General features: G+C 59.3%; 25 protein-coding genes and 2 CRISPR repeat arrays (1 of these 27 only partly in view). Of the genes, 19 read left to right on the top strand and 6 right to left on the bottom strand.

Annotated elements, in window-relative coordinates:
• Positions 1 to 1,092: a CRISPR direct-repeat array (repeat unit 36 nt; unit sequence GCTTCGTAGGTACCGCGCTTCGAGCAGCTACTTACC) (it extends 595 nt beyond the left edge of the window).
• A 622-nt stretch (positions 1,093 to 1,714) separates the two neighbouring features.
• From AAAX32_RS08865 to AAAX32_RS08810, 12 genes are all read left to right on the top strand, one after another.
• Positions 1,715 to 2,410: a hypothetical protein gene (locus AAAX32_RS08865; protein ID WP_349100591.1), complete on the top strand. Its 696-nt coding sequence runs from the start codon at positions 1,715 to 1,717 to the stop codon at positions 2,408 to 2,410.
• Positions 2,407 to 2,856: a TadE/TadG family type IV pilus assembly protein gene (locus AAAX32_RS08860; RefSeq protein ID WP_349100590.1), complete on the top strand. Its 450-nt coding sequence runs from the start codon at positions 2,407 to 2,409 to the stop codon at positions 2,854 to 2,856. The genes AAAX32_RS08865 and AAAX32_RS08860 overlap by 4 nt, the downstream gene beginning before the upstream one ends.
• The gene (locus AAAX32_RS08855; protein WP_349100589.1) at positions 2,856 to 3,329 is read left to right on the top strand and encodes a hypothetical protein; all 474 of its coding nucleotides are present in this window, start codon (positions 2,856 to 2,858) and stop codon (positions 3,327 to 3,329) included. Before AAAX32_RS08860 ends, AAAX32_RS08855 begins: the two co-directional genes overlap by 1 nt.
• Complete coding sequence (locus AAAX32_RS08850) at positions 3,330 to 3,977, top strand: hypothetical protein (protein WP_349100588.1); 648 nt, start codon at positions 3,330 to 3,332, stop codon at positions 3,975 to 3,977.
• Positions 3,978 to 4,100: 123 nt separating this feature from the next.
• On the top strand, positions 4,101 to 4,322 hold the full coding sequence (locus tag AAAX32_RS08845; RefSeq protein WP_349100608.1) for a helix-turn-helix domain-containing protein: 222 nt from the start codon (positions 4,101 to 4,103) through the stop codon (positions 4,320 to 4,322).
• A complete protein-coding gene (cpaB, locus tag AAAX32_RS08840; RefSeq protein WP_349100587.1) occupies positions 4,319 to 5,269 on the top strand; it encodes a Flp pilus assembly protein CpaB in 951 nt (316 codons plus the stop codon). Before AAAX32_RS08845 ends, cpaB begins: the two co-directional genes overlap by 4 nt.
• Positions 5,259 to 6,560 carry a CpaF family protein gene (locus tag AAAX32_RS08835; RefSeq protein ID WP_349100586.1) on the top strand — a complete coding sequence of 434 codons (1,302 nt, stop codon included), beginning with the start codon at positions 5,259 to 5,261 and terminating at the stop codon, positions 6,558 to 6,560. The genes cpaB and AAAX32_RS08835 overlap by 11 nt, the downstream gene beginning before the upstream one ends.
• Complete coding sequence (locus tag AAAX32_RS08830; protein WP_349100585.1) at positions 6,557 to 7,459, top strand: type II secretion system F family protein; 903 nt, start codon at positions 6,557 to 6,559, stop codon at positions 7,457 to 7,459. The genes AAAX32_RS08835 and AAAX32_RS08830 overlap by 4 nt, the downstream gene beginning before the upstream one ends.
• Before the next feature lie 10 nt (positions 7,460 to 7,469).
• Positions 7,470 to 8,339 (top strand): type II secretion system F family protein, encoded by an 870-nt coding sequence (locus AAAX32_RS08825; RefSeq protein WP_349100584.1) that lies wholly within the window; start codon positions 7,470 to 7,472, stop codon positions 8,337 to 8,339.
• 10 nt (positions 8,340 to 8,349) lie between these two features.
• Positions 8,350 to 8,727, top strand: a complete 378-nt coding sequence (locus tag AAAX32_RS08820) for a DUF192 domain-containing protein (protein ID WP_349100583.1) — start codon at positions 8,350 to 8,352, stop codon at positions 8,725 to 8,727.
• The gene (locus AAAX32_RS08815) at positions 8,724 to 10,232 is read left to right on the top strand and encodes a hypothetical protein (RefSeq protein WP_349100582.1); all 1,509 of its coding nucleotides are present in this window, start codon (positions 8,724 to 8,726) and stop codon (positions 10,230 to 10,232) included. The genes AAAX32_RS08820 and AAAX32_RS08815 overlap by 4 nt, the downstream gene beginning before the upstream one ends.
• 13 nt (positions 10,233 to 10,245) lie before the next feature.
• A complete protein-coding gene (locus tag AAAX32_RS08810; RefSeq protein ID WP_349100580.1) occupies positions 10,246 to 10,794 on the top strand; it encodes a DUF5067 domain-containing protein in 549 nt (182 codons plus the stop codon).
• On the opposite strand, the gene AAAX32_RS08805 is transcribed toward AAAX32_RS08810, so the two are convergent.
• Both AAAX32_RS08805 and AAAX32_RS08800 read right to left on the bottom strand, forming a co-directional pair.
• Positions 10,791 to 11,042 carry a hypothetical protein gene (locus tag AAAX32_RS08805; protein WP_349100579.1) on the bottom strand — a complete coding sequence of 84 codons (252 nt, stop codon included), beginning with the start codon at positions 11,040 to 11,042 and terminating at the stop codon, positions 10,791 to 10,793. The two genes, AAAX32_RS08810 and AAAX32_RS08805, sit on opposite strands and share 4 nt — an antisense overlap.
• A gap of 73 nt (positions 11,043 to 11,115) precedes the next feature.
• Positions 11,116 to 12,114 carry a hypothetical protein gene (locus AAAX32_RS08800; RefSeq protein ID WP_349100578.1) on the bottom strand — a complete coding sequence of 333 codons (999 nt, stop codon included), beginning with the start codon at positions 12,112 to 12,114 and terminating at the stop codon, positions 11,116 to 11,118.
• Between the two features lie 195 nt (positions 12,115 to 12,309).
• Between AAAX32_RS08800 and AAAX32_RS08795 the strand changes: the two genes are divergently transcribed.
• From AAAX32_RS08795 to AAAX32_RS08785, 3 genes are all read left to right on the top strand, one after another.
• Positions 12,310 to 12,594 carry a hypothetical protein gene (locus AAAX32_RS08795; RefSeq protein WP_349100577.1) on the top strand — a complete coding sequence of 95 codons (285 nt, stop codon included), beginning with the start codon at positions 12,310 to 12,312 and terminating at the stop codon, positions 12,592 to 12,594.
• A 278-nt stretch (positions 12,595 to 12,872) separates the two neighbouring features.
• Positions 12,873 to 13,100 carry a DUF6290 family protein gene (locus AAAX32_RS08790; RefSeq protein ID WP_349100576.1) on the top strand — a complete coding sequence of 76 codons (228 nt, stop codon included), beginning with the start codon at positions 12,873 to 12,875 and terminating at the stop codon, positions 13,098 to 13,100.
• Positions 13,097 to 13,378, top strand: a complete 282-nt coding sequence (locus AAAX32_RS08785) for a type II toxin-antitoxin system RelE/ParE family toxin (RefSeq protein ID WP_349100575.1) — start codon at positions 13,097 to 13,099, stop codon at positions 13,376 to 13,378. Before AAAX32_RS08790 ends, AAAX32_RS08785 begins: the two co-directional genes overlap by 4 nt.
• Before the next feature lie 421 nt (positions 13,379 to 13,799).
• On the opposite strand, the gene AAAX32_RS08780 is transcribed toward AAAX32_RS08785, so the two are convergent.
• The 3 genes from AAAX32_RS08780 to AAAX32_RS08770 all read right to left on the bottom strand — a co-directional run bounded on the left by AAAX32_RS08780 (position 13,800) and on the right by AAAX32_RS08770 (position 14,695).
• On the bottom strand, positions 13,800 to 13,952 hold the full coding sequence (locus AAAX32_RS08780) for a hypothetical protein (RefSeq protein WP_343001662.1): 153 nt from the start codon (positions 13,950 to 13,952) through the stop codon (positions 13,800 to 13,802).
• Positions 13,953 to 14,218: 266 nt separating this feature from the next.
• Positions 14,219 to 14,344, bottom strand: a complete 126-nt coding sequence (locus tag AAAX32_RS08775) for a hypothetical protein (protein WP_349100574.1) — start codon at positions 14,342 to 14,344, stop codon at positions 14,219 to 14,221.
• Positions 14,345 to 14,509: 165 nt separating this feature from the next.
• Complete coding sequence (locus AAAX32_RS08770) at positions 14,510 to 14,695, bottom strand: hypothetical protein (protein WP_349100573.1); 186 nt, start codon at positions 14,693 to 14,695, stop codon at positions 14,510 to 14,512.
• A 336-nt stretch (positions 14,696 to 15,031) separates the two neighbouring features.
• On the opposite strand from AAAX32_RS08770, the gene AAAX32_RS08765 reads away from it, so the two are divergent.
• The 4 genes from AAAX32_RS08765 (at position 15,032) to cas2 (ending at position 17,641) form a co-directional block, all read left to right on the top strand.
• Positions 15,032 to 15,268, top strand: coding sequence for an antitoxin (locus tag AAAX32_RS08765; RefSeq protein ID WP_349100572.1), 237 nt, complete (start codon positions 15,032 to 15,034; stop codon positions 15,266 to 15,268).
• A 25-nt stretch (positions 15,269 to 15,293) separates the two neighbouring features.
• Positions 15,294 to 15,524: a type II toxin-antitoxin system RelE/ParE family toxin gene (locus AAAX32_RS08760; RefSeq protein ID WP_349100571.1), complete on the top strand. Its 231-nt coding sequence runs from the start codon at positions 15,294 to 15,296 to the stop codon at positions 15,522 to 15,524.
• Positions 15,525 to 15,550: 26 nt separating this feature from the next.
• A CRISPR array of direct repeats spans positions 15,551 to 16,048; the repeat unit is 36 nt; unit sequence GCCCTAGCGCGTTGCCATCTATCAAGCTGTTACAAT.
• A 331-nt stretch (positions 16,049 to 16,379) separates the two neighbouring features.
• Entirely contained in the window at positions 16,380 to 17,321 is a 942-nt protein-coding gene (gene cas1 / locus AAAX32_RS08755; RefSeq protein WP_349100570.1) for a type II CRISPR-associated endonuclease Cas1, read from the top strand.
• Positions 17,318 to 17,641: a CRISPR-associated endonuclease Cas2 gene (gene cas2, locus AAAX32_RS08750; RefSeq protein WP_349100569.1), complete on the top strand. Its 324-nt coding sequence runs from the start codon at positions 17,318 to 17,320 to the stop codon at positions 17,639 to 17,641. Before cas1 ends, cas2 begins: the two co-directional genes overlap by 4 nt.
• A gap of 41 nt (positions 17,642 to 17,682) precedes the next feature.
• Here the strand turns inward: cas2 and cas9 are convergent, their stop codons facing one another.
• Complete coding sequence (cas9, locus tag AAAX32_RS08745) at positions 17,683 to 20,820, bottom strand: type II CRISPR RNA-guided endonuclease Cas9 (RefSeq protein ID WP_349100568.1); 3,138 nt, start codon at positions 20,818 to 20,820, stop codon at positions 17,683 to 17,685.
• Positions 20,821 to 21,065 lie beyond the last annotated feature (245 nt).

Raw genomic sequence — 21,065 nt, 5'->3', positions numbered from 1 at the left:
TTCGTAGGTACCGCGCTTCGAGCAGCTACTTACCTTAAGAGACGACCGGTGGTCGCCTCGATTAGCTTCGTAGGTACCGCGCTTCGAGCAGCTACTTACCGCTGACATGCATAATCTCGCTTGCCTCGGTGCTTCGTAGGTACCGCGCTTCGAGCAGCTACTTACCGGGTATCCCCGGCACGCGACACGCTCCATATGCTTCGTAGGTACCGCGCTTCGAGCAGCTACTTACCGCGAGCTTGGGCTTGAAGAGCCCGACGATCGCTTCGTAGGTACCGCGCTTCGAGCAGCTACTTACCCCAAACGTCGGGCTGGTCAGGCTTTTACTTGCTTCGTAGGTACCGCGCTTCGAGCAGCTACTTACCTTTGTTGCACAAAAGGTACAGGTTTTTGTGCTTCGTAGGTACCGCGCTTCGAGCTGCTACTTACCAGGTTGGTTCTGCGTATGCCGCCAAGGAGCGCTTCGTAGGTACCGCGCTTCGAGCTGCTACTTACCCATGAGTTTATGGGGCGCGTGTCGTATTCTGCTTCGTAGGTACCGCGCTTCGAGCTGCTACTTACCTGTGACGTCAAGGCTGCGGACGTGGTGCGTGCTTCGTAGGTACCGCGCTTCGAGCAGCCACTTACCATGTCACTTTCCATTAAGGGCGATAAGCCTGCTTCGCAGGGACCGCGCTTCGAGCTGCTACTTACCGTCTTCAAGCGATTGGCGGCTGCAACATGTTGCTTCGTAGGTACCGTGCTTCGAGCAGCTACTTACCATCCGGCTGCGACGTTCCCACCGTAGGATGGCTTCGCAGGGACCGCGCTTCGACTAGTTACTTGCCACAGAGCCGCCATATGGCGCAATGATTTACGCTTCACAGGTATCGCGCTTCGAGCAGCTACCTACCTTCGCGCTTAATTCTGCCTACATAAGGCCTACTTCGCAGGGACTGCGCTTCGGGCAGCTACTTACTCTGGCCGGCAAAAAACCCAAGAGTCCATAAAACTTCGCAGGTACCGCGCTTCGGGCAGCTACTTACCCTACTTTGCATCATTCTCAGGATGGATATTGCTTCGTGGGTACCGCGCCTCGAGCAGCTACTTACCGCAAAACTTTGTTCGCATCCACGCACACAGGCTTCGCAAGTATGGCGTTTCGAGAGACTACTCACTAAGCATAAATATGGACTTTCCCACTCTTATGCTTCGCAGACACCGCACTTCGAGCAGATACTTATATCACAAGGCAGTCAAAGCCATGGGCGTACATGTTTTGCAGGTATCGTATTTCGGGCAATTGCTATTTCGGGCAATTGCTTTACAGACGCGGGAATTAGCCGACACGCCTAATGGCTTCGAAGGTTCTTCGATCGCTGCGATTCACAGCTTCGCCCTGGTTGATTGCCGTCTTTCGCGCAATCCGATACGGCTCTCGTGGCAACTTCTTCGCGACCACTTCGGTTTCGTAGGTCACCCATTGTTGCGACTCCAGGTCGAATGGATAGGCGTTTCAATCAAAATAGTGTCACCGCTTGGCACCAAATTAGCCTTATTTTGAGCAAACACGACTACAAAATTAAATATGAGTACCTATGCCTATATCGAGGAGGCTCCCGTGTCTTTTGGCGTCAGATTGGCGACCACATTAGCCGTCGGTTGCGGCTTTTGGTGCGCCTCCCATCTTTACCAACGCTGGCGCTACGCTGCACTGGAGCATGAAGACAAGACCATGCTCCAAGCACAGCCCGGGGATACCGATAGGGATAAATGGATAGACGCCGTGAAGAGGGAGGCCGTTAACTACGGCGTCAGCCCCTCAACACTAATTTCTCTGGGTAGCGCAGGAGATATCGATGCGGAGATGTCCCAGCTTGGAGACACCGGAACGTACGCACGCCGCCACAACCCACCGCTTGCCTCGGAAATCGTTTTTGTCTACCCCTATCTGCTTGCAGCCTGGACTGGATCGCTCATCTCGATTCCCTATGCCGTCTTCCTGGCAGCCTCCGTGGCACTTGGCCAGGAGGATATGAGATTCAGGCTCGCGCCGGTGCCCATGCTGTTCCTTTTTGCGGGCGCTGGCGCTGTGTCATCCCCCTGGGGACCATATGCGTGGGCGGTATTTACCATTCCCTGCGCTGCAGTATTCGCGCTGATCTCCTTTGCCATGAAGCGCATCGCCGGGATCTCCTGGCACGCCGGCGACTATCTCACGCTTGCCGTCGCCCTTATGGCGGCGCTATCCGCCGGGACCGTGTTCGAGTTTCTCGCTATCCACCTTGCATGCGCATGCGCCCTGGAACTCGCTATCAGATCCATCCCGGCCTGTGCTCGCCTCAAGAACAACGTCCCCTACAACGCCGTGCTGTCGGTGAGCCTGGTCGGGGCGACACTAATCGCAATCTTGAAAGGTTATCTGCTATGAGGTCTAAACGTACGGGGCTCAGGGCCGTCATGGTGACCCAGCTCGTCCTGCTCCTTCCCATCATGATCGCCATGCTCGCACTCGTCGTGGATTGCGCCAACCTGAGCAGGTGCAAGGCACTTGCGTCCTCTGCCGCGTCCGAGGGCGCCCGCTATGCCGCGGCAAATCCAGACCTGTCCGATTCCGAGGTCGAGGCATACGTGAGGGGCGCTATCGGGCTCGATGACAGCTGCACCGTGGATATCGTGCGCGAGGCGATTGCACCCAAGGAGGTGACGCTGAGGGTGGGGGATAAGTCCAGGGACTCCTCCATCGGGCGCAAGTCTGTGACGGTCAATGTCCAGATTCCCTGCCGCCGCGTCTTCACCCTGGCTGTCTTCGACGGGCTTGCGGGCATCGAGCCCGAGTCTTCCTCTGCCACCGCGATCTCATCGGAGGTGATGTGATGGTGCGCAACACCCGGGCGCTCAAGGCGCTCATCTCCACCGAGTTCATCTTCGTGTTCCCTATCGCGCTCACCGTCGTGCTCGCCATCATGGGGTTCGGCTTCACGGGCTACCAGCGAGCGAGAATCGACTATTCGCTGGCGCACCTCGCGGACCGGCTTCCCGCGGGGTGGGAATCCATGAACGCGGACACGCTCGTGACCGAGCTCGTGAGCACCTCTGCCGGCGTGGACCCCGACTACCTCACGGTGAAAAACGCCTCTGTGACACTCGATTCCGATGAGAACCTTGGACAGGGTAGCGCCGTGGCAAGCGACCTGGGCACCGAGAACCTCAGGACCGAGGACAGGACCGTGACGGTATCGGCCGAGATTATCTACGACTACCCAGCGCCCTACAACGTGTTCGGAAAGAGATCCGTGCGCAAGATCACACGCTCCTACATCAGCTATTCGGACTGGGAGGTCATCTAGATGAAGTGCCGCACACTCAGGGGGAGGGGAGCCCGCGCGCAGCTCACGACCTTCTTCGTCGTATTACTCATCCCCCTTTCCCTTCTCATCGCCCTCGCGGTCGATCTCGGCGGCGCACTCGCCTACAGGACATGGCAGGGCTCGCTTCTCGAGAGCACGCGCCAATCCTGTTTCGGCGAGGCCAACGCCGTCAAATATGCGGAGAACCCCGGCGAGGAGGCGCGCTCCGAGGTGCTCGAGATGCTGAAGGCAAACGGGTATACCGGAAAAGCCACGGTCTATTATGTCGAGGCACCGGAGGACCTGTGTGGAGCGGCAGACCGATATGCCGGCGTCTACGTGATTTTGGAGGGAACCTGGCCGTCGACATTCGCTAGGTTCGCGGGCATCGACGAACTCAAGGTTCGATCCGATGCGGTATGGGCGCTCCATCCCTATTCATCCACGACGGTATGGCGCCCCGCCGACACCGGGAACGGCTGGTGTGAGTACACAATCGACAAGGACGGAAACGTTTCGACGAAAACGGGCGTCTGCTCGATCGACGATGCCCCCGAAAGCCTCTCCAAGGCCGTGAGGGACATGCTGCCCGCCTCATCAGGCGGTACCGAAGGCGCAGATGAATCTGCGTCCGACGGCGCTGAATAGGCGCCCTCGCCGAACACCCTAGATTGTCACCCAATGTCACCAAATCGCCCCGCACGCACGTCCGCGCGGGGCGATTCTTTATGTGTCGGAATAGCACGACAGATCGGAGGACCCTTGGGTCTGATGTACGACCTGATGCGCCAGGGAAGATATGACCTCATGCCGGCGCTGCTGACGTCGCGCGAGGCGGCGGACGCGGTCGGAGTCACCCCTAGGACCATCGAGAGAATGTGCGCGTCGGGAAAGCTCGAGGGCGCACGGTTCGGCAACCGCTGGCGCGTCAACCGAGACTCGCTGCTCAGGTATTCGGGGCTCCTCGGTCCCGGGAAGGAAGTCAAACGATGAAGAAAAGGACCCCGGAGGAGATCAGGGCTGAGATCGCCCAGGTCGAGGCAGAGGAGCGCGCGGCCGTGGATGCCGGTCGCATGCGCAGTATCGATAGGCTCCGCGGGCGCAAGCAGGCGCTCGGCCATGAGCTTGAGCGCGCCATGGCGCAGGAGGCCGCCATGGGGGCGACCACGTCGACGCAAATGCCCGCCACGGCTCCCAAGACCGCCCAGAGCGGCCAGAGGACCACGGCAACGGCGGGAGCCGCGACCGCAGGCCGACAGCGCGGGCAGGTACCCGGTGGAGCCCGCAAGGACCGCAGGCTCGCAGCCGTCGCCGGCGTGGCCATCGCCGTCGCCGTCGTGACAGTAGGATTCTCCGGCTGGCGCTGGACCCAGGCACAGGGCGAGCTGACCCGCCTCGAGCAATCGACCGTCAAGGTCGTCACCGTCACGCGCGACGTCGCCCCCGGTGAGGTTATCGCGTCCGCGGACCTCACGGTCGCAAGCGTGCCCAAGGCGTTTGCGCCAAAGGACGCCGCTAAGAAGGTATCCGATGTCGCCGGGCGCCAGTCCGTCACACAGCAGACCTCGGGTACCGCCGTATCGCTTTCATCGGTCTCCGGCTCCAAGAAACCCGCCTCGATCACCACGGCCGTGACCGAGGGCCACGTCGCCTACACCGTCGCGCTCGACAGCTCGACCGGCCTCTCGCCACTGCTCGCCGTCGGCGACAAGGTCGACGTCCTCGCGAGCGTGAACGATGGCCAGGTCGTGACGACCGAGCGCATCGCCGACTCCATCCGTGTGTTGGCGCTCGACGGTAACCTCTCGGGCACCAAGTCTGACGGGTATTCCAATGTCACCATCGAGGTGACCGAGGACCAGGCCCTCGCACTTTCGAGCGCAAGCGGCATCAGGCTCGTCGCCCTTCCCGAGACGGGGGAGACGAACAATGCTGAATAGGGACCTACTCAAAATCGAACGCGACGCCGTACGCCAGGCAACCGGGGTCCTGACGGCGGCCAACGACGCGACCGAAAGCAACGAACAGAGGGATACGCGCGCGCACGAGCTCCTTGCCGATATTGTCGATTCCATCCCCGAAGGCTCTCGTCTGGATGACAACTCCTTCGAGGCGGTTATTCAGGCCGGCATCAACGACCTGTACTATCTTGGGCCCATCGAGGAGCTGCTTCCCGATACCTCGATCTCGGAAATCATGGTCAACGCCCCGGACGACGTCTGGGTCGAGCGAGCGGGCATGCTACAAAAGGTCCCGGTGACATTCGAGGACGACGAGCATGTGAAGTTCATCATCAACCGAATCGCGTCCGCCGACGGTCGGCGTTGCGACGAGGCGCAACCGCTGTGTGACTGCATCCTCAACCGTCCCGGTGCCATCTTCGACGGCTCGCGCGTGGCGGCGACGGCCAAGGGCATCGCCGTCGACCACAACATCCTCAATATCCGAAAGTTTCGACCCGACGCCGTGGAACCCGAGGACCTCATGGCGCTGGGCACCTTCGACCAGCGCATGCTGGAGTTCATGGAGGCCATCGTTCTCGGCCGCATGAACGTCGTCATCGCCGGCGGAACGGGTTCGGGCAAGACGACGCTGCTCAACGCCTGTTCCTCCTTCATCCCGGACAACCAGCGCATCGTCACGATCGAGGACGCGCCGGAGCTGCGCCTCCAAAAGCCCCATGTCGTGCGCAAGACCGCACGTCGACCCAACATCGAGGGCGAGGGCGAGATCACCATCCGGCAGCTCGTCATCCATGCGCTGCGCGAGCGCCCGGACCGCATCGTAGTCGGCGAGTGCCGTGGCGGCGAGGCGTTCGATATGATCCAGGCCATGATGACCGGTCACGAAGGTTCCCTCACGACCGTGCACTCCTCCAACGCGCGCGAGGCGACGACCCGCCTGCGCTCCATGATCCAGCAGACCGGAACCGAGATGCGAAGCGAGCAGATCATGGAACTCATCGCCTCGGCCATCGACTTCATCGTCTTCGTTAACCGCTTCGATATCGACGGCTCGCGCAAGATCACCGAGATCGCGGAGGTCCAGGGCATGCAGGGCGATGTCATCACTATTGGCACCATCATGCGCTTCGAGCAGACCGGCTTCTCCGAGGACGGCAAGGTTCTCGGCGAGTTCATGCCCACCGGCGAGCGCATCACCCCGGCGCATCGCGAAAAGCTCTTCGCGCGCGGCGTTTACGTCGACGACGATTTCTGGTTCCGTCGATGAGCGGGCAGATTTCCCCGGCAGCCCTCCTCCCCGCACTGCCGGCGGTATTGACGGGAATCGTTCTGTTCCTGACGGCCAGAAAGCTACGTGTCGAGCGCGAACGCGCCGAGACCGGCCCCATCCCCGAGAATCCCTCTGACGGGACCGGCTCAAATCGTCTCGTCGGCGCCCTTCGTCGCGTGTGCCAGGGCGCAGCGCCCCAGCTATCGGTCTCCGAGGCCGCGCAGATGTGGGCCGTCGTCGCGTTCGCCCCATCGGTGCTGATTCTCGCCACCGGCTCGGCGATGGGCGCCCTGGCGGCACTCCCGCTCGGTATCGCCGCCTTCCCGATCTGGGTGAGGCTGAAGCGCGGGGCGGAGCAGGGGCTTTTCGAGGAGCAGCTCGGCGAGGCGATGCCGCTCATCGCATCGAACCTGCGCACGGGCGCCTCCGTCGCGCAATCGGTGGCCCCTGTCGCCGAGCATATGGCAGAGCCGCTGAAATCGGAGTTCGCCATCCTCGAGCGCGACCTGCGAAACGGACGACCCATCGCCCAGGCACTCGATGATATGGCCAAGAGGACGGGGAGTTCGAACCTGAAGCTCTACTCCACGGCCGTCTCCGTATCCCAGCAGACCGGCGGCTCGCTCTCCGAGATCACCGAGCGCGTGGGCGAGGCCATCAGGGCGAAGGTCAAGGCAAAACGCTCGGCAGAGGCAAAGACGTCCTCGGCGCGATTCGAGGCCAAGCTCGTCGGCTTCGCGCCGGTCGTCATGCTGCTGCTCATGTCGCTGAGCTCGGAGATTCACCGCGAGTTCTTCATGACGCCCGCGGGGTGGGCGTGCCTTGCCGTCGGCGCCGCGCTCGATATCCTCGGCTTCTTGGTCCTCAAGCAAATCAGCAACATCAGATACGACTAGGGGTTCTCAGATGTTCGAAACGATAACGACTGGCTTCATATTCCTTCTTCTGGGAATCGCCGCGGGCCTCGGCGTGGATATCGCCCTCAAGCGCATATTCCAGCTGGAAGCGCCGGTAGAGGAGGAGGCGTCCGCGACGATTCCCGGAATCGCCGAGAAGCTGTCCAGCGTCGTGTCGAGGCTCGCGCCCATCTCCCGCTCGGTCATGGACTCCACGCGAGACTCCCTCGACCGCGCGGGACTCACTTTGCAGCCGGCGACCTTCTGGGCCTTCCGCGTCGCGAGCGCGGCGGGCTTCACCGCCGCCGGCCTCATCGCCTCGATCCTCATCGGGGGCTCCAAGGGGCTCGGCATCTTTGCCGCGATGGTCCTCATGGGCCTCGCCGTTCCGCAGCTGTGGCTCCTGAACGAACGCGCGAAATGGCGCGACGAGCTCGACAGGCAGCTCCCCGACGCACTGGACCTTCTCGCAATCTGCATGTCGGCGGGTTCGTCCATCGACTTCGCCCTCCATACGGTCGGCAGCAGGATGGATGGCGCCATCGCGCGCGGCTTCGAGCGCGTGGCCAACGAGGCCAGCTTCTCGTCGCGCACCGAGGCGCTCCTGCGTTTCGCGGAACGCGCGCGCGTGCCATCCCTCACCATCTTCGCGGCATCGTTCGCACAGTCCGAGCGCGCGGGCGGCTCACTTGTCGACATCATCCGCGACCAGGCCGAGACGGTCCGAGAGCAGCGGCGCCTGAAGGTCGAGTCCGAAATCGAGAAGCTGAGCTCAAAGATGCTCTTCCCGATCATCATCTTCATCCTGCCAGTGTTCCTGATCGTCGTTCTCGCGCCCGTGGTGGCGCAGATCGCCCAAACGTTCACCTCCCTCATGTAGGAGACGACCCATGAGCCATGAATACGATATCCCCTGTGTGGCCACGACAAGGACCGGCACCGAGGTTCCGCTCTCCCTGAAGATCGCCAAGACCTTCAGGGACAAGGCGATCGGGTATATGGGAACCAAGTACATCGACAAATCCACCGGCATGGTGTACGCGAGGGGAAGGTCGCTCCATACCCTGTTCATGCGCATCCCGATCGATGTCTGCTGGATAGGACGCTTCGAGGCCTCGGATCAATCCTGGCCGGTGGTTTCGCTCGACTCCTCGGTCGCCCCCTGGCGCATCCTTTTCGCACCACGGGGGGCAGTAGGCGGCATCGAGGTCGCCCCTGGAACATTCACCGAGTCCGACCGCCCACTCTCTATCAGGAGACTCGATTGAATCAGACTAAGGTAGCGAAGACCGTACACTGTGCCTCAACGGCGCTCGCCGTCCTGCTGTCAATGGCCATCATGGCCTTGATCCCCGCCATCAGATCGGCGGGGACGCTGGATACGGACGGATGGTTCCTTCTCGCCTCGGGGCGCGTAATCGTCGAATCCGGCATCCCGGTTACAAACCCCTTCACCGCAATCGCCGGCCAGGGTATCGTGCTCCAGCAGTGGCTCCATGACGCGTGGCTCTATCTGTGGTGGAAGGCCGCGGGCTACACGGGCGTCGCCGCGTCCGTGGCGGTACCCGCCGCGCTGGCCCTGTGGGCCTATACCGGCACCGTCTCCAGGCTGGCGCAAAACCCGCGTTACCCCTGGGCGCCACTGTTGATCAGCGCGGTCGGGTTTGCCCTCATGACCTCATATCTATCCGTCCGTCCATCCCTTTGGACGGCGGCGCTGCTATTCGTCACCATCTCTACGTGCCAAGAATGGCGACGGGGATCCAGTTCTCGTTGCCTTCTGGTACTCCCGGTCGTGTCGCTGCTGTCTGTAAATCTGCAGGCGGCGCTTTGGCCCTTGCCCGCCGCTGCCGCCGCGTGCTTCCTGCTTCCGGAAGAGGGCGAGATCTCGCTCGGCGAGACTGGCGAGACAGTTCGCTCATGGGCGCGGTCCAGGCTGCCGCTACTTGCGGCGATTGTAGGAATGGCTGCAGAATCGCTTATAAACCCTTACTTTATCGACGGTTCACTCTATGTGATCCGCTCACTCGGGGCCGCGTCTTACGGCGGGGTCATTCTCGAGCTGAAGCCGGTGTGGGCGATGCCGGCGGCAGCCCTGTTCTGGGGCGTTGCAATCCTTGCGGCAATCACATCGTGCGTCCTCGCACGTCGGTTCCCGCCAAGATGGCTCATCGCCTTTTGGCTGGCGGCCTCCATGGCCGGCGCGCTTGCCGTCAGGTGCCTCTGGATAACGTGGACAGTCTCGTTTCTGATTGTCGCCGCATCCGTCGGCCAGGGCGACGCAATCAACCCACGAGTACATCGTCTGCTGATTGCCGGGAGAGCCGTTATGGTCCTCGTCCTAGCGTTCTCCATCGTCAATAGCGGCCTTAACTCGCTTGACTCGGAAACCCGCTGGGTCGAGACCGGATGGAGGGGCATCGACTCGGATATGGCACAAATCGTCGAGGCCCTGGGCGACAGCCCGGGTCGCATATGGTCCGAGGACGCCACGGTGATGAACTACCTAGAGTGGGCGAGGGTTCCCGTGACCTACGACATGCGTCCCGAGATCTGGTCTGAGGCGATCTCCGGCGACGGCAGGGCAAACGACTACCGCGCATACGTTGACAGTCTGGAAGGGGGCTACGGGGTCCTTAAGGAGGATGGCTGGACGTGGGCGATCGTGCGGGATTCCAACGCAAAACGCTTTGGAAAAGCCTGCCCTGGCGCCGAAAAGGCGGCGAGCGGCAGGGGATACACGCTCTATCGGTTATGGCATGAGATGGATTGATGGGTGGTAACGCATGAATAGCGTCAACGTCAGCAGGAGGGCCGTTCTGGCCGCCATGGCCTCGCTAGCCCTTACAGGATGCGGAGGCTCAAAGAAAGCAAATGGATCGGACAATTCAAAGAAGAAGAATAAAGATTCCGAGAAGAGCGAGGACGAGGCGTTCTCCTTCGGAGGCATAGGGGACACGAGCGCCTCCGATGCCTCCAGGGGACTTACTGTCGATGGCGTCTACAAGAGGACGGCAACGGACTCGCGGGGCAAGGAGTATCGATTCCTGCTCGTCGGCATGACATTCGAGAACGACCTCGACCATGACGGACGGGCACCGGTGTCCTACGTCTCGTGCTACCAAAACGGCGTGAAGCTGTCCCATTGCACGAAATACAGCGACCCGAACGCCTCGAAGACACTCGAGCCCGGCTACTCGATTTCAGTCTGCACCGCGTTTCTGCTGGAAGACGAGGGCCAGCCCGTGAAGGTGAAGATCAAATCATCGAACTCGTCGGATTACGTCTACGAGAACACCTTCCCGATCTCCCACTTGGACTATACGGCCCTCTAGGAGTCCTCTCCGGCGCGCACGATAAAGTACTCATTTTCATCCCTGACGATGAAGCGATGGACGGGCCTGCCCTTCCACTCGATCTCAACGCTCCAGATACGGGCGAGGCTGCCCGTCTTGCGCCCGGGGCAGGGGACAGATGCGCCCGTGGAGCGGACCGGGAACCTACGACCGTCGGAAAGCTCGATCCACCTGAACTTCGGCTCCCTACCGGGCCTCTCCACGACGCTAACAGTAACGGGAGTCATTTTCGCTCCAAAAGAATCTCATGGCCATGGGGGACCAGAGAGTTGCCCGGCGGGTGCACCTGCGTACTCATGGCTATTCCGGTCTAAATACGGGCAGGGCGCGGGCAGGCGCCGGAGCAACCCTTTCCGCTGGCTCCGGCTCGCTCTTAAGCTCAGCCCTCCTCGGATTGCCATAGAAATCCCCTGCGACCCAGGGCATATCCAGGTCGAGATGCTCCTTGAACATCGGCGCGACATGTTGATCCCATATCTCGAGATCGGTATCGAAAAGCTCGCGCGCTTTCTTGAGAATCGAGTCACGGTACTGGGCGGGCACCCCTTCCGAGATGAAGCCGGCCTCATTCATTTTGCGTATGAAGTCGGGTGAGGAGCCGGCACCTAGGACAAGCTCGACTCTCTCCTGGGCGGCAACCACATTCCCGTCGGCGGGGCCAAGCAGTTCCTCTGCGTAAACAGGGCTGAACACTTCGAGCCTTTGCAGTCCTGCCAGGTGCTTGACTGTTTCACGTTCCTCATATGAGACTTCCGTGACCTTGCGATCTGGCATGATTTTAAAATTTTGGCCTTTGGTCTCCAGACCGTCTCTGTCCACATACCTGCCAGGCTGCTCAATATAGTATGTTTGCTTCCTTCGGTTTAACTTGCCATAGCAAAGGGCTTCAGCGGGCATATCAACCGCGACGTCGTAGGTTTTTAGAGCGCAGGCGAGGATGGGAAGTTCCAACTGCTCCAATTCGAACCCTCGGGGCAGGCCCTTGTCGTCCTTGGCGCGAGCCTCCCCTTTGCGAAGAGGAGTCGGATGGTCACGGTCATAATCCACGCTGATGACATAGCCGGCCGATGTGGAGCTGCCCAGGAACGGCAAAAGGGTTTCAAAAACCTTTGACTCGACCAGAGCCTCTTCCTTGAAGGAAACGAAATTCTCAAATCTGATTGTCCTCGGGAACGCATCGTCTCTCGTAACGGTCATCTTGCCAACCGAAGTCCTCAAGGGATATGGATCATAAATGCCCGCGGCATCGAATCTTGGCAGCAGCGGAACCAGTATGGTCTCTGATTTTTTCTTTCCCATAACCGTTTGACCCTTTCATTCAGGGGTTGCCATGAGATTAGAATCCCACTGTTGAAGTTCTCGCGCGGGGTCGTTTGGTGCCATCTGGTGACACCTCAGCCCGCATTTTCATGGCTTTTGGACGTCTGGCGTTCATGCTATGAGATGTGAGACAATAGAACACGCGTTCGTTAGTAATTGGCATGAGGAGTCGGCGTGGGGAAGAAGTCAATCAGACTTGTGACGGCACTGGTCGAGTGCCGGCCGGACGGAGAGTACAGCCCGTGGGGCATCAAATGGTACGACGGCAGGATCTTCCCCTTCGCAGAAGTCGGTTGGCACGAACCGCGGTCATGGGTAATGGGGGAGGGCCGCGTGTGCGAGAGCTGGCACGTGAAGATGGGTGACGGAACCCTGCGCGATATCTGCCACCACGGCAACAGCTGGTACGTGGTTCATGATCCGGAAAATGACAGACCGGATGACGGATGGTCTCCGTAGCCGACCTATCGTATCGGCCACTACCGGACTGTGTCATAACGCAACTACATAACGATGTATGAACGCTGATTCATAACTGTGTAATAGCGTTGTTATGTGATAACGCAACTATTCAATATTGAAGGGGGAGAGGCGCCACACCTCCCCCTTGTTATTTTCAATGCAAGTGAAAACGTGTTTATTAAAGGTGCGGGCATTTGCAATGCGCACGTTGGAACTATCCCAGAAACGACTGGTAAAATAGCGTATCGCATCGTTTTACGCAGAGGGGAGCAACTATGGCCATGAAAGCCATTGCCATCAGGTTCGAGGAGGAAGAGAAGGACTGGATCCAGTCCTATGCGAGCGTCCTCGGCATTTCCTTTTCCGAATTCGTGAGGAGCGCCGCCCTCGAGAAGGTCGAGGAGGCGGCCGACATCGAGGCATACAACGAGGCGCTGATGGAGGACGATAATACCCACTACTCGATGATAGATGTCATGCATATGGCAATGGAGGCCGAGTGAGCTTCAATGTCGAATGGTCCAAAACGGCGACCAAACAACTTCTCAAAATCCCGAAAAAACAGCGGCTCATCATCCTGTCCTGGGTCCAAGACTATCTAGACGAGTTTGAACACTACTGCCTCTGGCCTTGCGCAAAAAGTCTTAAGGGCGCAGAGCGCGGCTGGCGCTCGCGTGTTGGCGTCTACCGCATTCTGGGAAGGTTCGAGGGTAAGAGGGCCATCATCGAGATCGTGAGAGTCGGCCACCAGGGCGTTTACAAAAACATGCCGCGGATATAGTCTTCTCAGAGTCAAGCCAACCGTTCGCAGCGGCATCCGCCCGCCGCTAGTTACCGCAGGAGACGCTTTTGTCGAACCCCGCTGAATACTGGCAACAACCGAACTGCGTAATAGCGTAATTACGGCATAGTGTAACAATGTAGTAGAGTAATTGTGTAATGCCGTAGCTTCTCAAAATGCAAGTATGCATTAACGTAATTTCGCAGTTATCGACTACATGCCCTGGGAGGCCTTTGTCGTTACAGTCCACATTGTATGAACGATGGATGAAACCGCCTGAGAACCCGAGCATGCGGTGGTTTTATCTGCCTAATGAGGGTAAGATGACAGTTGAAGACGACGCATCCCGTGTAAGTATCCAGAGCGCGGGTGGCCTAGTTTTCTGCTTTAGTTAAATGCCCGGGCTCCACCCCGGGCATTCTTATTTGCGCTTGTTGCGGCGCAAATGCCGTCCACCGTCCGCACCGCGCGTACGCCTACGGACCTTAACTCGGACATCATACGAATCGAAAAACGCAATGACGAACGTGCCGACCGTCGCAAGGGCGGCCAGCGCATCAAGGATCTTTAGCATAGGGAAGCCTCCAATCGAATTGTCGGCCGCCCGCGCACGGAATACGTCATCTCCCCAATTCTAGCTGAACCAGCGACTGTAGAAATTAATCGCCAGATAGCCACAGTCTCAAAACGTATGAACGATGAATGGACTTCAATAGCAAACGCGATTTGATTTTTGAAATATGGACGAATTCCTCGTCAGGAGGGTAAAATGATGCCGACGGCAGCCCAAGTTGTGGTGAGCTGGGCAGAGCCGTTGCTTGGTAGAGTTAGGTCATCGTCTTAGCGACGGTGGCCTTTCTTTTTGGGCTTCGAGCCCTGCCTGAGTGCCTTGGAAAGGCCGACAAGGGCCGTGAGGAGCGAGACCGTAGCGGTCAGGAGCTTCACGAGCTCGGTGAAATCGGTCATGGGCATCACCTCCCATCGGATGGAGGGCTCTGCCCGGCACGAGGGCTGCCGACAGCGAAGACGATTCTAGCAGAGCGATTGATCCTCCCCGGTTCTCTATGTTTCTTACAAGATTGGCGATTCAAGATGGGCTGCAGACGCGACGCCCTGGCGCGTTGCCATTTCTCAAGCTGATACAATCTCTACAGCATCGATGACGCGCTCCATCACGTCGCCCAAGTCGTCGGTCAACGTGAACCGCTCGACCACGGTCACGTCGCGTTTGCGGCCCGTCTCCGTCTTCACCGTCTTGGTCCTGTTGGTGATCTGGATGGCGATGCCGTTGGGATGGCCGCTCCCCCCTCGTGCCACGGGATCTCCTCGCCGCGGGGCTGCAGGAACCCCTCGGGGAAGATGGTCCGCCAAAAATCGTACGGGCTGACCCATTCCCAGGACGGATGGTCGGATAGAAGGATGTCGTTCTCCTCGATGTAGGCATGGCGCTGGGCTGCCCACCAGGCATCGTCGTGCTCTGGTTTCTTCCCGCGATCGGCCGCTGAACACCACCCCACATACCAGCCGCCCCCGAGGGCTAAGGCCCTGCCTTTACACGACGTATATTGTCAATATAGGTATTGTTGGACACCCCTGCGGCAAGCGAAGTGCTAGAATGTAGGACATGTAATACAAGTGATTGAGAGGTGCGTCATGGCAACTGCTACCGCGGCATTGAGGCTGCCTGAGGACTTAGCAATCAGGTACGAGCGTTTGGCGAAATCAACGGGACGCACGAAGACTTTCTACATGACAGAAGCGCTCGCTGCCGAGATTGACAGGCTTGAGTACGAGTACGGCTTAATGAAGAAGGCCGAGGATTATAGGGCCGGCAGGCTTGAGACCGTGACGCTCGACGAGCTGGAGGAAAGCCTTGGCCTGGCGGATTGAAGTCGATAAGGATGTCCAGCGATCAATGAGAAAGCTGGACAAGCAGATCGCCAAAAGAATTGTGGCAAAGCTCCATGAGATTTCACAGCTCGAAGACCCGAGGAGCATGGAAAAGGGCTTGACTGAAAATAAGTCTGGTCTATGGCGCTACAGGGTCGGAGACCATCGGATAGTTGTCGATATCGAGGACGATGTTCTCGTCATCCTCGTTGTCGATGTAGACCACCGAAGCAGGGTTTACAGGACTCGCAGGTAGGCTGGACGACACCGTCAGCGCAACGGGCCCTAGCGCGTTGCCATCTATCAAGCTGTTACAATTAGTTTCACTTGCTGGTTGAGGCGGCAACCGCCCTAGCGCGTTGGCATCTATCAAGCTGTTACAATGAACCGGGAAGTGCGTTCAAATCAAAACCTGCCCTAGCGCGTTGCCATCTATCAAGCTGTTACAATCAGCAGGACGATGAGGGAGCGCACCCGAAAGCCCTAGCGCGTTGCCATCTATCAAGCTGTTACAATAACTGCGCGGCATCAACAAGGGTAAACCAGGCCCTAGCGCGTTGCCATCTATCAAGCTGTTACAATCAGAGCATCAAGGAAGACAAGGAGGCCTACGCCCTAGCGCGTTGCCATCTATCAAGTTGTTACAATCGCAGACCACGCCGCCCCGTAGTCACCGATGCCCTAGCGCGTTGCCATCTATCAAGCTGTTACAATAGATATCGCCGATATACTTTTTTCCAACGGGCCCTAGCGCGTTGCCATCTATCAAGCTGTTACAATATCCACCCATGAAAAAAGCCCCCTAGCTGGGGGCTTTCTGTTTTCAAATTGTAGAAAAGGTCGAAAATCAATCAATTTATTGTCGCTCCGGTGCGCTTTTCTGAAAAAGGAAGAAGAAGGAGATCACCCGCAGAGCGCGAAGAGCGCCCTGCGGGATATACTCCGCGAGTGACCCGTCTTTGACGGGCCCTCTTGCCCAAACGTTACTCGTTGCCACCTATCAAGCTGTTACAGATACACAGGGTAACGTTGATGGTGCCTATCATAACCGATAGACTAGGTGGGAGAACGGACGGCCCTCCTGTCATAGTTTCAACAGATAGGACCGCTTATGAAGCAAACGGTCACGATACGGAACCCTAGGCACTTAAGCCTAAGGGACAACAGACTGATTATCCGTGAGAAGGATCCCGTATCGCACGGCGATACCATGTTGGCCCAGATCCCACTATCCGATATCTGGGTGGTGATTATCGACAGCCCGCAGATAACTATGACATCGGCACTGATTTCCGAGATGAATGACGCAGGGATAGTCGTGATGTACTGCGGGAGGGACCATATGCCAAACGGCCTGTGCCTGCCCCTCGGCGCCCACTCGCGCCATGCGGAAATTGTCGAACATCAGCTTGCCATTCCGAAACCGTTGCGCAACCAGCTGTGGAAAAGAATCGTCGTCTCAAAAATCCTGAACCAGGCCAGGGCCCTCGAACTGAGCGGAGGCAATGCTACGGTCGTTGCAAGGATCAGGGGCTATGCCGCAGGGGTACACAGCGACGACAGGACACGCCGCGAGGCGCCTGCAGCAGCCGACTATTTCGCCGCGATGCTCCCATATGGGACGAGAAGGGAGGGGCCGATGGCCGCCCCACTCGATTACGGATACGCCGTCATAAGGGCAGGGATCGCCCAGTGCGCGGTATCGCACGGATGGCTCGTCTCGCGCGGTATCCACCATCACAGTGCCGACAACGCCTTCAACTTGGTCGATGACATGATAGAACCCTTCCGCGCGGCAGTTGACCTCCTGGTGGTCACAGAGAATATCCTTGACCCGCTGACCCCGGCCGACAAGGCGAAATTGACGGCGGTGACCTCGGTGATCATGCACATTGACGGGAAGGAGTGCCCAATCCAGGTGGCAGTGGACGTCTTCTGCGAGTCACTGCATCGCGCTATAGAGCTAAGAGATGCCGACATGCTGCTGACACCCGAGCTCATCGGGCTCGAGATGGAATCTGAAGACAGAATGAGGGCAAGGGGAAGGATATGAGGATCATGCGCTTGCTCGTTATGTTCGACCTGCCGACGAAGACAAAGCGAGACAAGGATCGCTATATCAAGTTCAAGAGGTTTCTCGAGGACGACGGCTACATGCGCGAGCAAAACAGCATCTACACGAGGTGCCTACTGTCGAGGTCTTCTGCGGCGGCACACAGGGATCGCCTGCGCGACCATATCCCGCCCGCAGGCAGCGTCGTGGCAATAGAGTTAACGGAGAAACAATACGTCGACCGCGAAATCTTGGTCGAGACACGCCCGCAAAATCAAACCGGGCCGAATTGCTCTGGTCAGCTCTTCCTGGAGTTCTAGCCGATAGAAATAGGGGAGGTCGTGACCTCCCCTCGCTATGGCTAATCCATCTGCGCGATCGCCCGATTTGAAAGGAATGAGAGCCAGCAGAGCCCAAGGCAGTCCTCCTGCATGACCCTAATATCATCACCCCACTTCGAAGGAGGCGGGAATGCCTCGGAGGAAAGGGGTCCGGTTGTCTGGAGCTGTTTCCCACCGCGCTGCGAATACAACCTAATAGCATTGACGGAGATATCGAAGCAATAGAATCTTGCTGCTTTCCCGTCGCATACGAGCACATCGCCACGTCGGATTCTCATCCGCTGCGCGTCCTCGGGAACCTTGATAGAATCCCACAGGTCGATCGCCCTCTCCTTCGAAAACGCCCTTATGGTTCGAATCTCATCCTCGCGGTGCGGGATATCGATACAGTAGACCGGGTCAAATGACCACTTGCCGCGCTTGCCGACCGAGGCATCGAACACGGCATCCAAGGCACACATAGACCCATAGGCCCGGCAGCCGCCCTGTCCGTCCTTCCACATCGTGGTGGCCTTGTTGACCTTCCTATCGACGATCCTGCCGTCCTTGTCCCTCTTTACGGTGAGATAGAGATCCTTGCCGGCATCGTCGCGTCCAAGATAGGGGTAGACCGTATCCTTGAGCACGCTGCCCGTGACGGTATTCGGAAGCGTGAGCGTCGGCACGATGCACGGGATCCAGGCGTTCACCTGCTCCTTGAACTCCGGATAGGGCAGCGAGTCGCGAAAGAGCCGCTGACGCACGTCGGCGCGAGCATGACCTTCGTTGACCAGCGCCACGTTCTTCACGATACCAGGGGTGCAACAGGCGATTACCGCCGCATCGACGGCATGGTGCCGATCGTCGTCGCGGTTCTTCTTGCCGTCCGGCCCGGTGATGCTGATGTCCCAGACGCTGCGCATGAGGGCGGTCGCGCCGCCGGCGACGCAGAACACATGCTCGTGCCCGTCCCTCGCAAATGGCAGGCACTCCCTCAGCCACTTGGCGAGCGCTACGGACATGTATCGCGTGTCGTTGAGGTTGCGGTCAATAAAGCCGCCGGCTCGCTCGGCAAGGTTCTCGCAGGTTAGGTTGGCGAGTTTCTTTCGGGCGTACCGCCTGGGCTCGCACATCTTCGCCCAGCGCTCCATCCGGCCGCAAAACTCGTCCCAATCAGGCGCCGTGGCCTCTCCCGAGGTCATCCATTCGTAGGGAGAGCGGTTCGACTTGTCCCTATTCGATTTGGTAAGGCATAGGACCTTGTTGGCTTGTGAGTTGTCACAGGTGCGCGATATTGGCAGGATATGGTCGATTTCGACATATCCGCGCTCCTCGAGCATACGCCCGAAGTCGATGCCAGTACCCGTATACGGATCTTTGCCGCCCTGCTCGCGATAGAGCTTGACCATGTCAAGGTCTCGCCCGCGCACGTGGTCGTCGTCGTGAAGCCCCAGAAACTCGACAATATCCCTCTTGGCCTGCTCGTTGAGCTCATGCCTCGCCCTGTTGCTCTCCGCAACAATCTCGCGCTCGTGCTTGGAACGCTTGAGGTCACGGGCGACCTCGACACGGATAACGTCCGGCAATCCATAATGTCTGATGACTGAGTTGACCATGCGCCGCACCTGCGCCGTCGCACGGAGCACGACGGGGTTCTTACACGTCGGGTCGTAACCGGAGAAGGCGCAGAGCAGCCCGTCCGCCGCCTCCCCGCGCTCCTCAGCGAGCATGGCGCGCGCCTGCGCGAGGCCGGAATCCTCCTCGGCCTGCCTGAGCGATGTGACGCAGGGGTCTTCGAGTGTGCCTCGGAGCATCTGGAGGGCCTCCAGGCTCGCGCTCGCATAGCCCGAGAACAGGCGCGCCGAATAGGGCAGGTCGATGATGGCCTCGACCTCATCATCGGTGAGGGCCAGCGGGGCGAGCCGTCCGGCGAGCGATGCCGCCGACGATGCGTAGGTGAGCGCCGAGCAAACTGCGTCGGCGTCCTCAATATGGTCATGCAGCCGCTCGAGCAGGTCGCGGTGGTCCTCATACAGCCCAGAGCACAGTACGGCCCAGGCCGGCAGGGCGATGCAGTCGCGCTTCTCCTCCTCGAGGGGACGCCCCTTGAACGAATCGCCATCGGAAAGCCCCAGCCTGCGGCGCAGCCCCGACCATTTCAGCGGCTTCACCGACTTCTTCACGGCGAAGAGCTCCCTCACGATCTCGATACGGGTGTTCCCGGGGATAGTGGACGAAGTGCCGTCTTCATGCAGGATAACCGTGTTGGCGAGCGTCTGGTGGGCGCGCACCATCTCGAACGAGGTTGTGGAGGTGGCCCCGCGCCTGTACGGCGCACCGCGGTAGGTGCAGAAGCCAACCTTGAGATAGGTCGACATGTCGCGCTTGCTCGTGTCGGTGAGCCATGTCAGCTCGGCGATATAGCGTTCCTCGAGCGCTTCGGTGGCGATCTCGCTGCCCATCTCGCGCTGCCGTAAGAAGATCGTGCGCACTTCATCGACCGTCATGCCGATATCGGAGGTAAAGCTGTAGTCACCGGCCCTGTTGCGCGAGCGCGGCTGCCCGGCGAGGTATTGCCCGAAGGTCTCGCAGCCGCCGCAGGCGAGCGCTGCATGGTTCGCGGCGAGCGCCTTCTTGACCTTGCCGGCATCGTCATCCTTATCCGACTTGCCGTGGTCGATATAACCGCGATGGCTCGCGAACGAGTACAGCACACGGGCGAGTTCGCGGGAGTTCAGCAGATGTCCGAGAGCCTTGGACCTCAGCTTGACGACCGTGCGCTCGTCGCGGCGCGCGGCGAACCACTCGCCGTCAGCATCGGCGGGAATGAGATCGGAATCGGCTAAAACGGCCCTGATGGCCTTCTTGCGCCGCCCCTCACGCATGATGTTCCTGCGGACCGAGCGGGCCCCTCGCCTCACAGACGCCAGGCTCTCGGGTGCCGCGGTCGCCTTCTTCTTGTCGACGACGGGCGACTTGAAGAGATGGCTTGCCATCAACACGATCTCATGGTTTCGGACATCGACGAGACACAGCCCCGTGCTGGCCACTCCGATATCGATACCCGCCCAAATCACCCTGTCCTTCGACCTGAACTCCTCTAGCGTCATGAGCGCCGTGGCGAAGGTTCCTGGGTCAAACCCGAGCTCCCCGATATCCGCTCCTTGGGCTTTATCCATACCGGTTTCCAATCTATCCGCGCAAGATCTTTTTCCTCTCGCGCATATCCAAAGTATTTATCCTGAATACCCAAAGCATGCGCCCGTAGAAACGGACGGCACTTCATCGGCGGCCCAAGATATGAAATCCCTTGGGTACGAAAGTGCAGTCCGCACGGTGAGCCCGCAAGATCCCTGACCTAATCGTAGTTGACCGTGGGGACATCCCACCGCGGCGTCGCTCGCCTTGAAAGTGTTGCCTTTCT

The organism is Collinsella sp. CLA-ER-H3 (genome assembly GCF_040092425.1).
In the GTDB taxonomy this organism is placed as follows: domain Bacteria; phylum Actinomycetota; class Coriobacteriia; order Coriobacteriales; family Coriobacteriaceae; genus Collinsella.
This window is presented reverse-complemented; position numbering and strand designations above follow the sequence as displayed.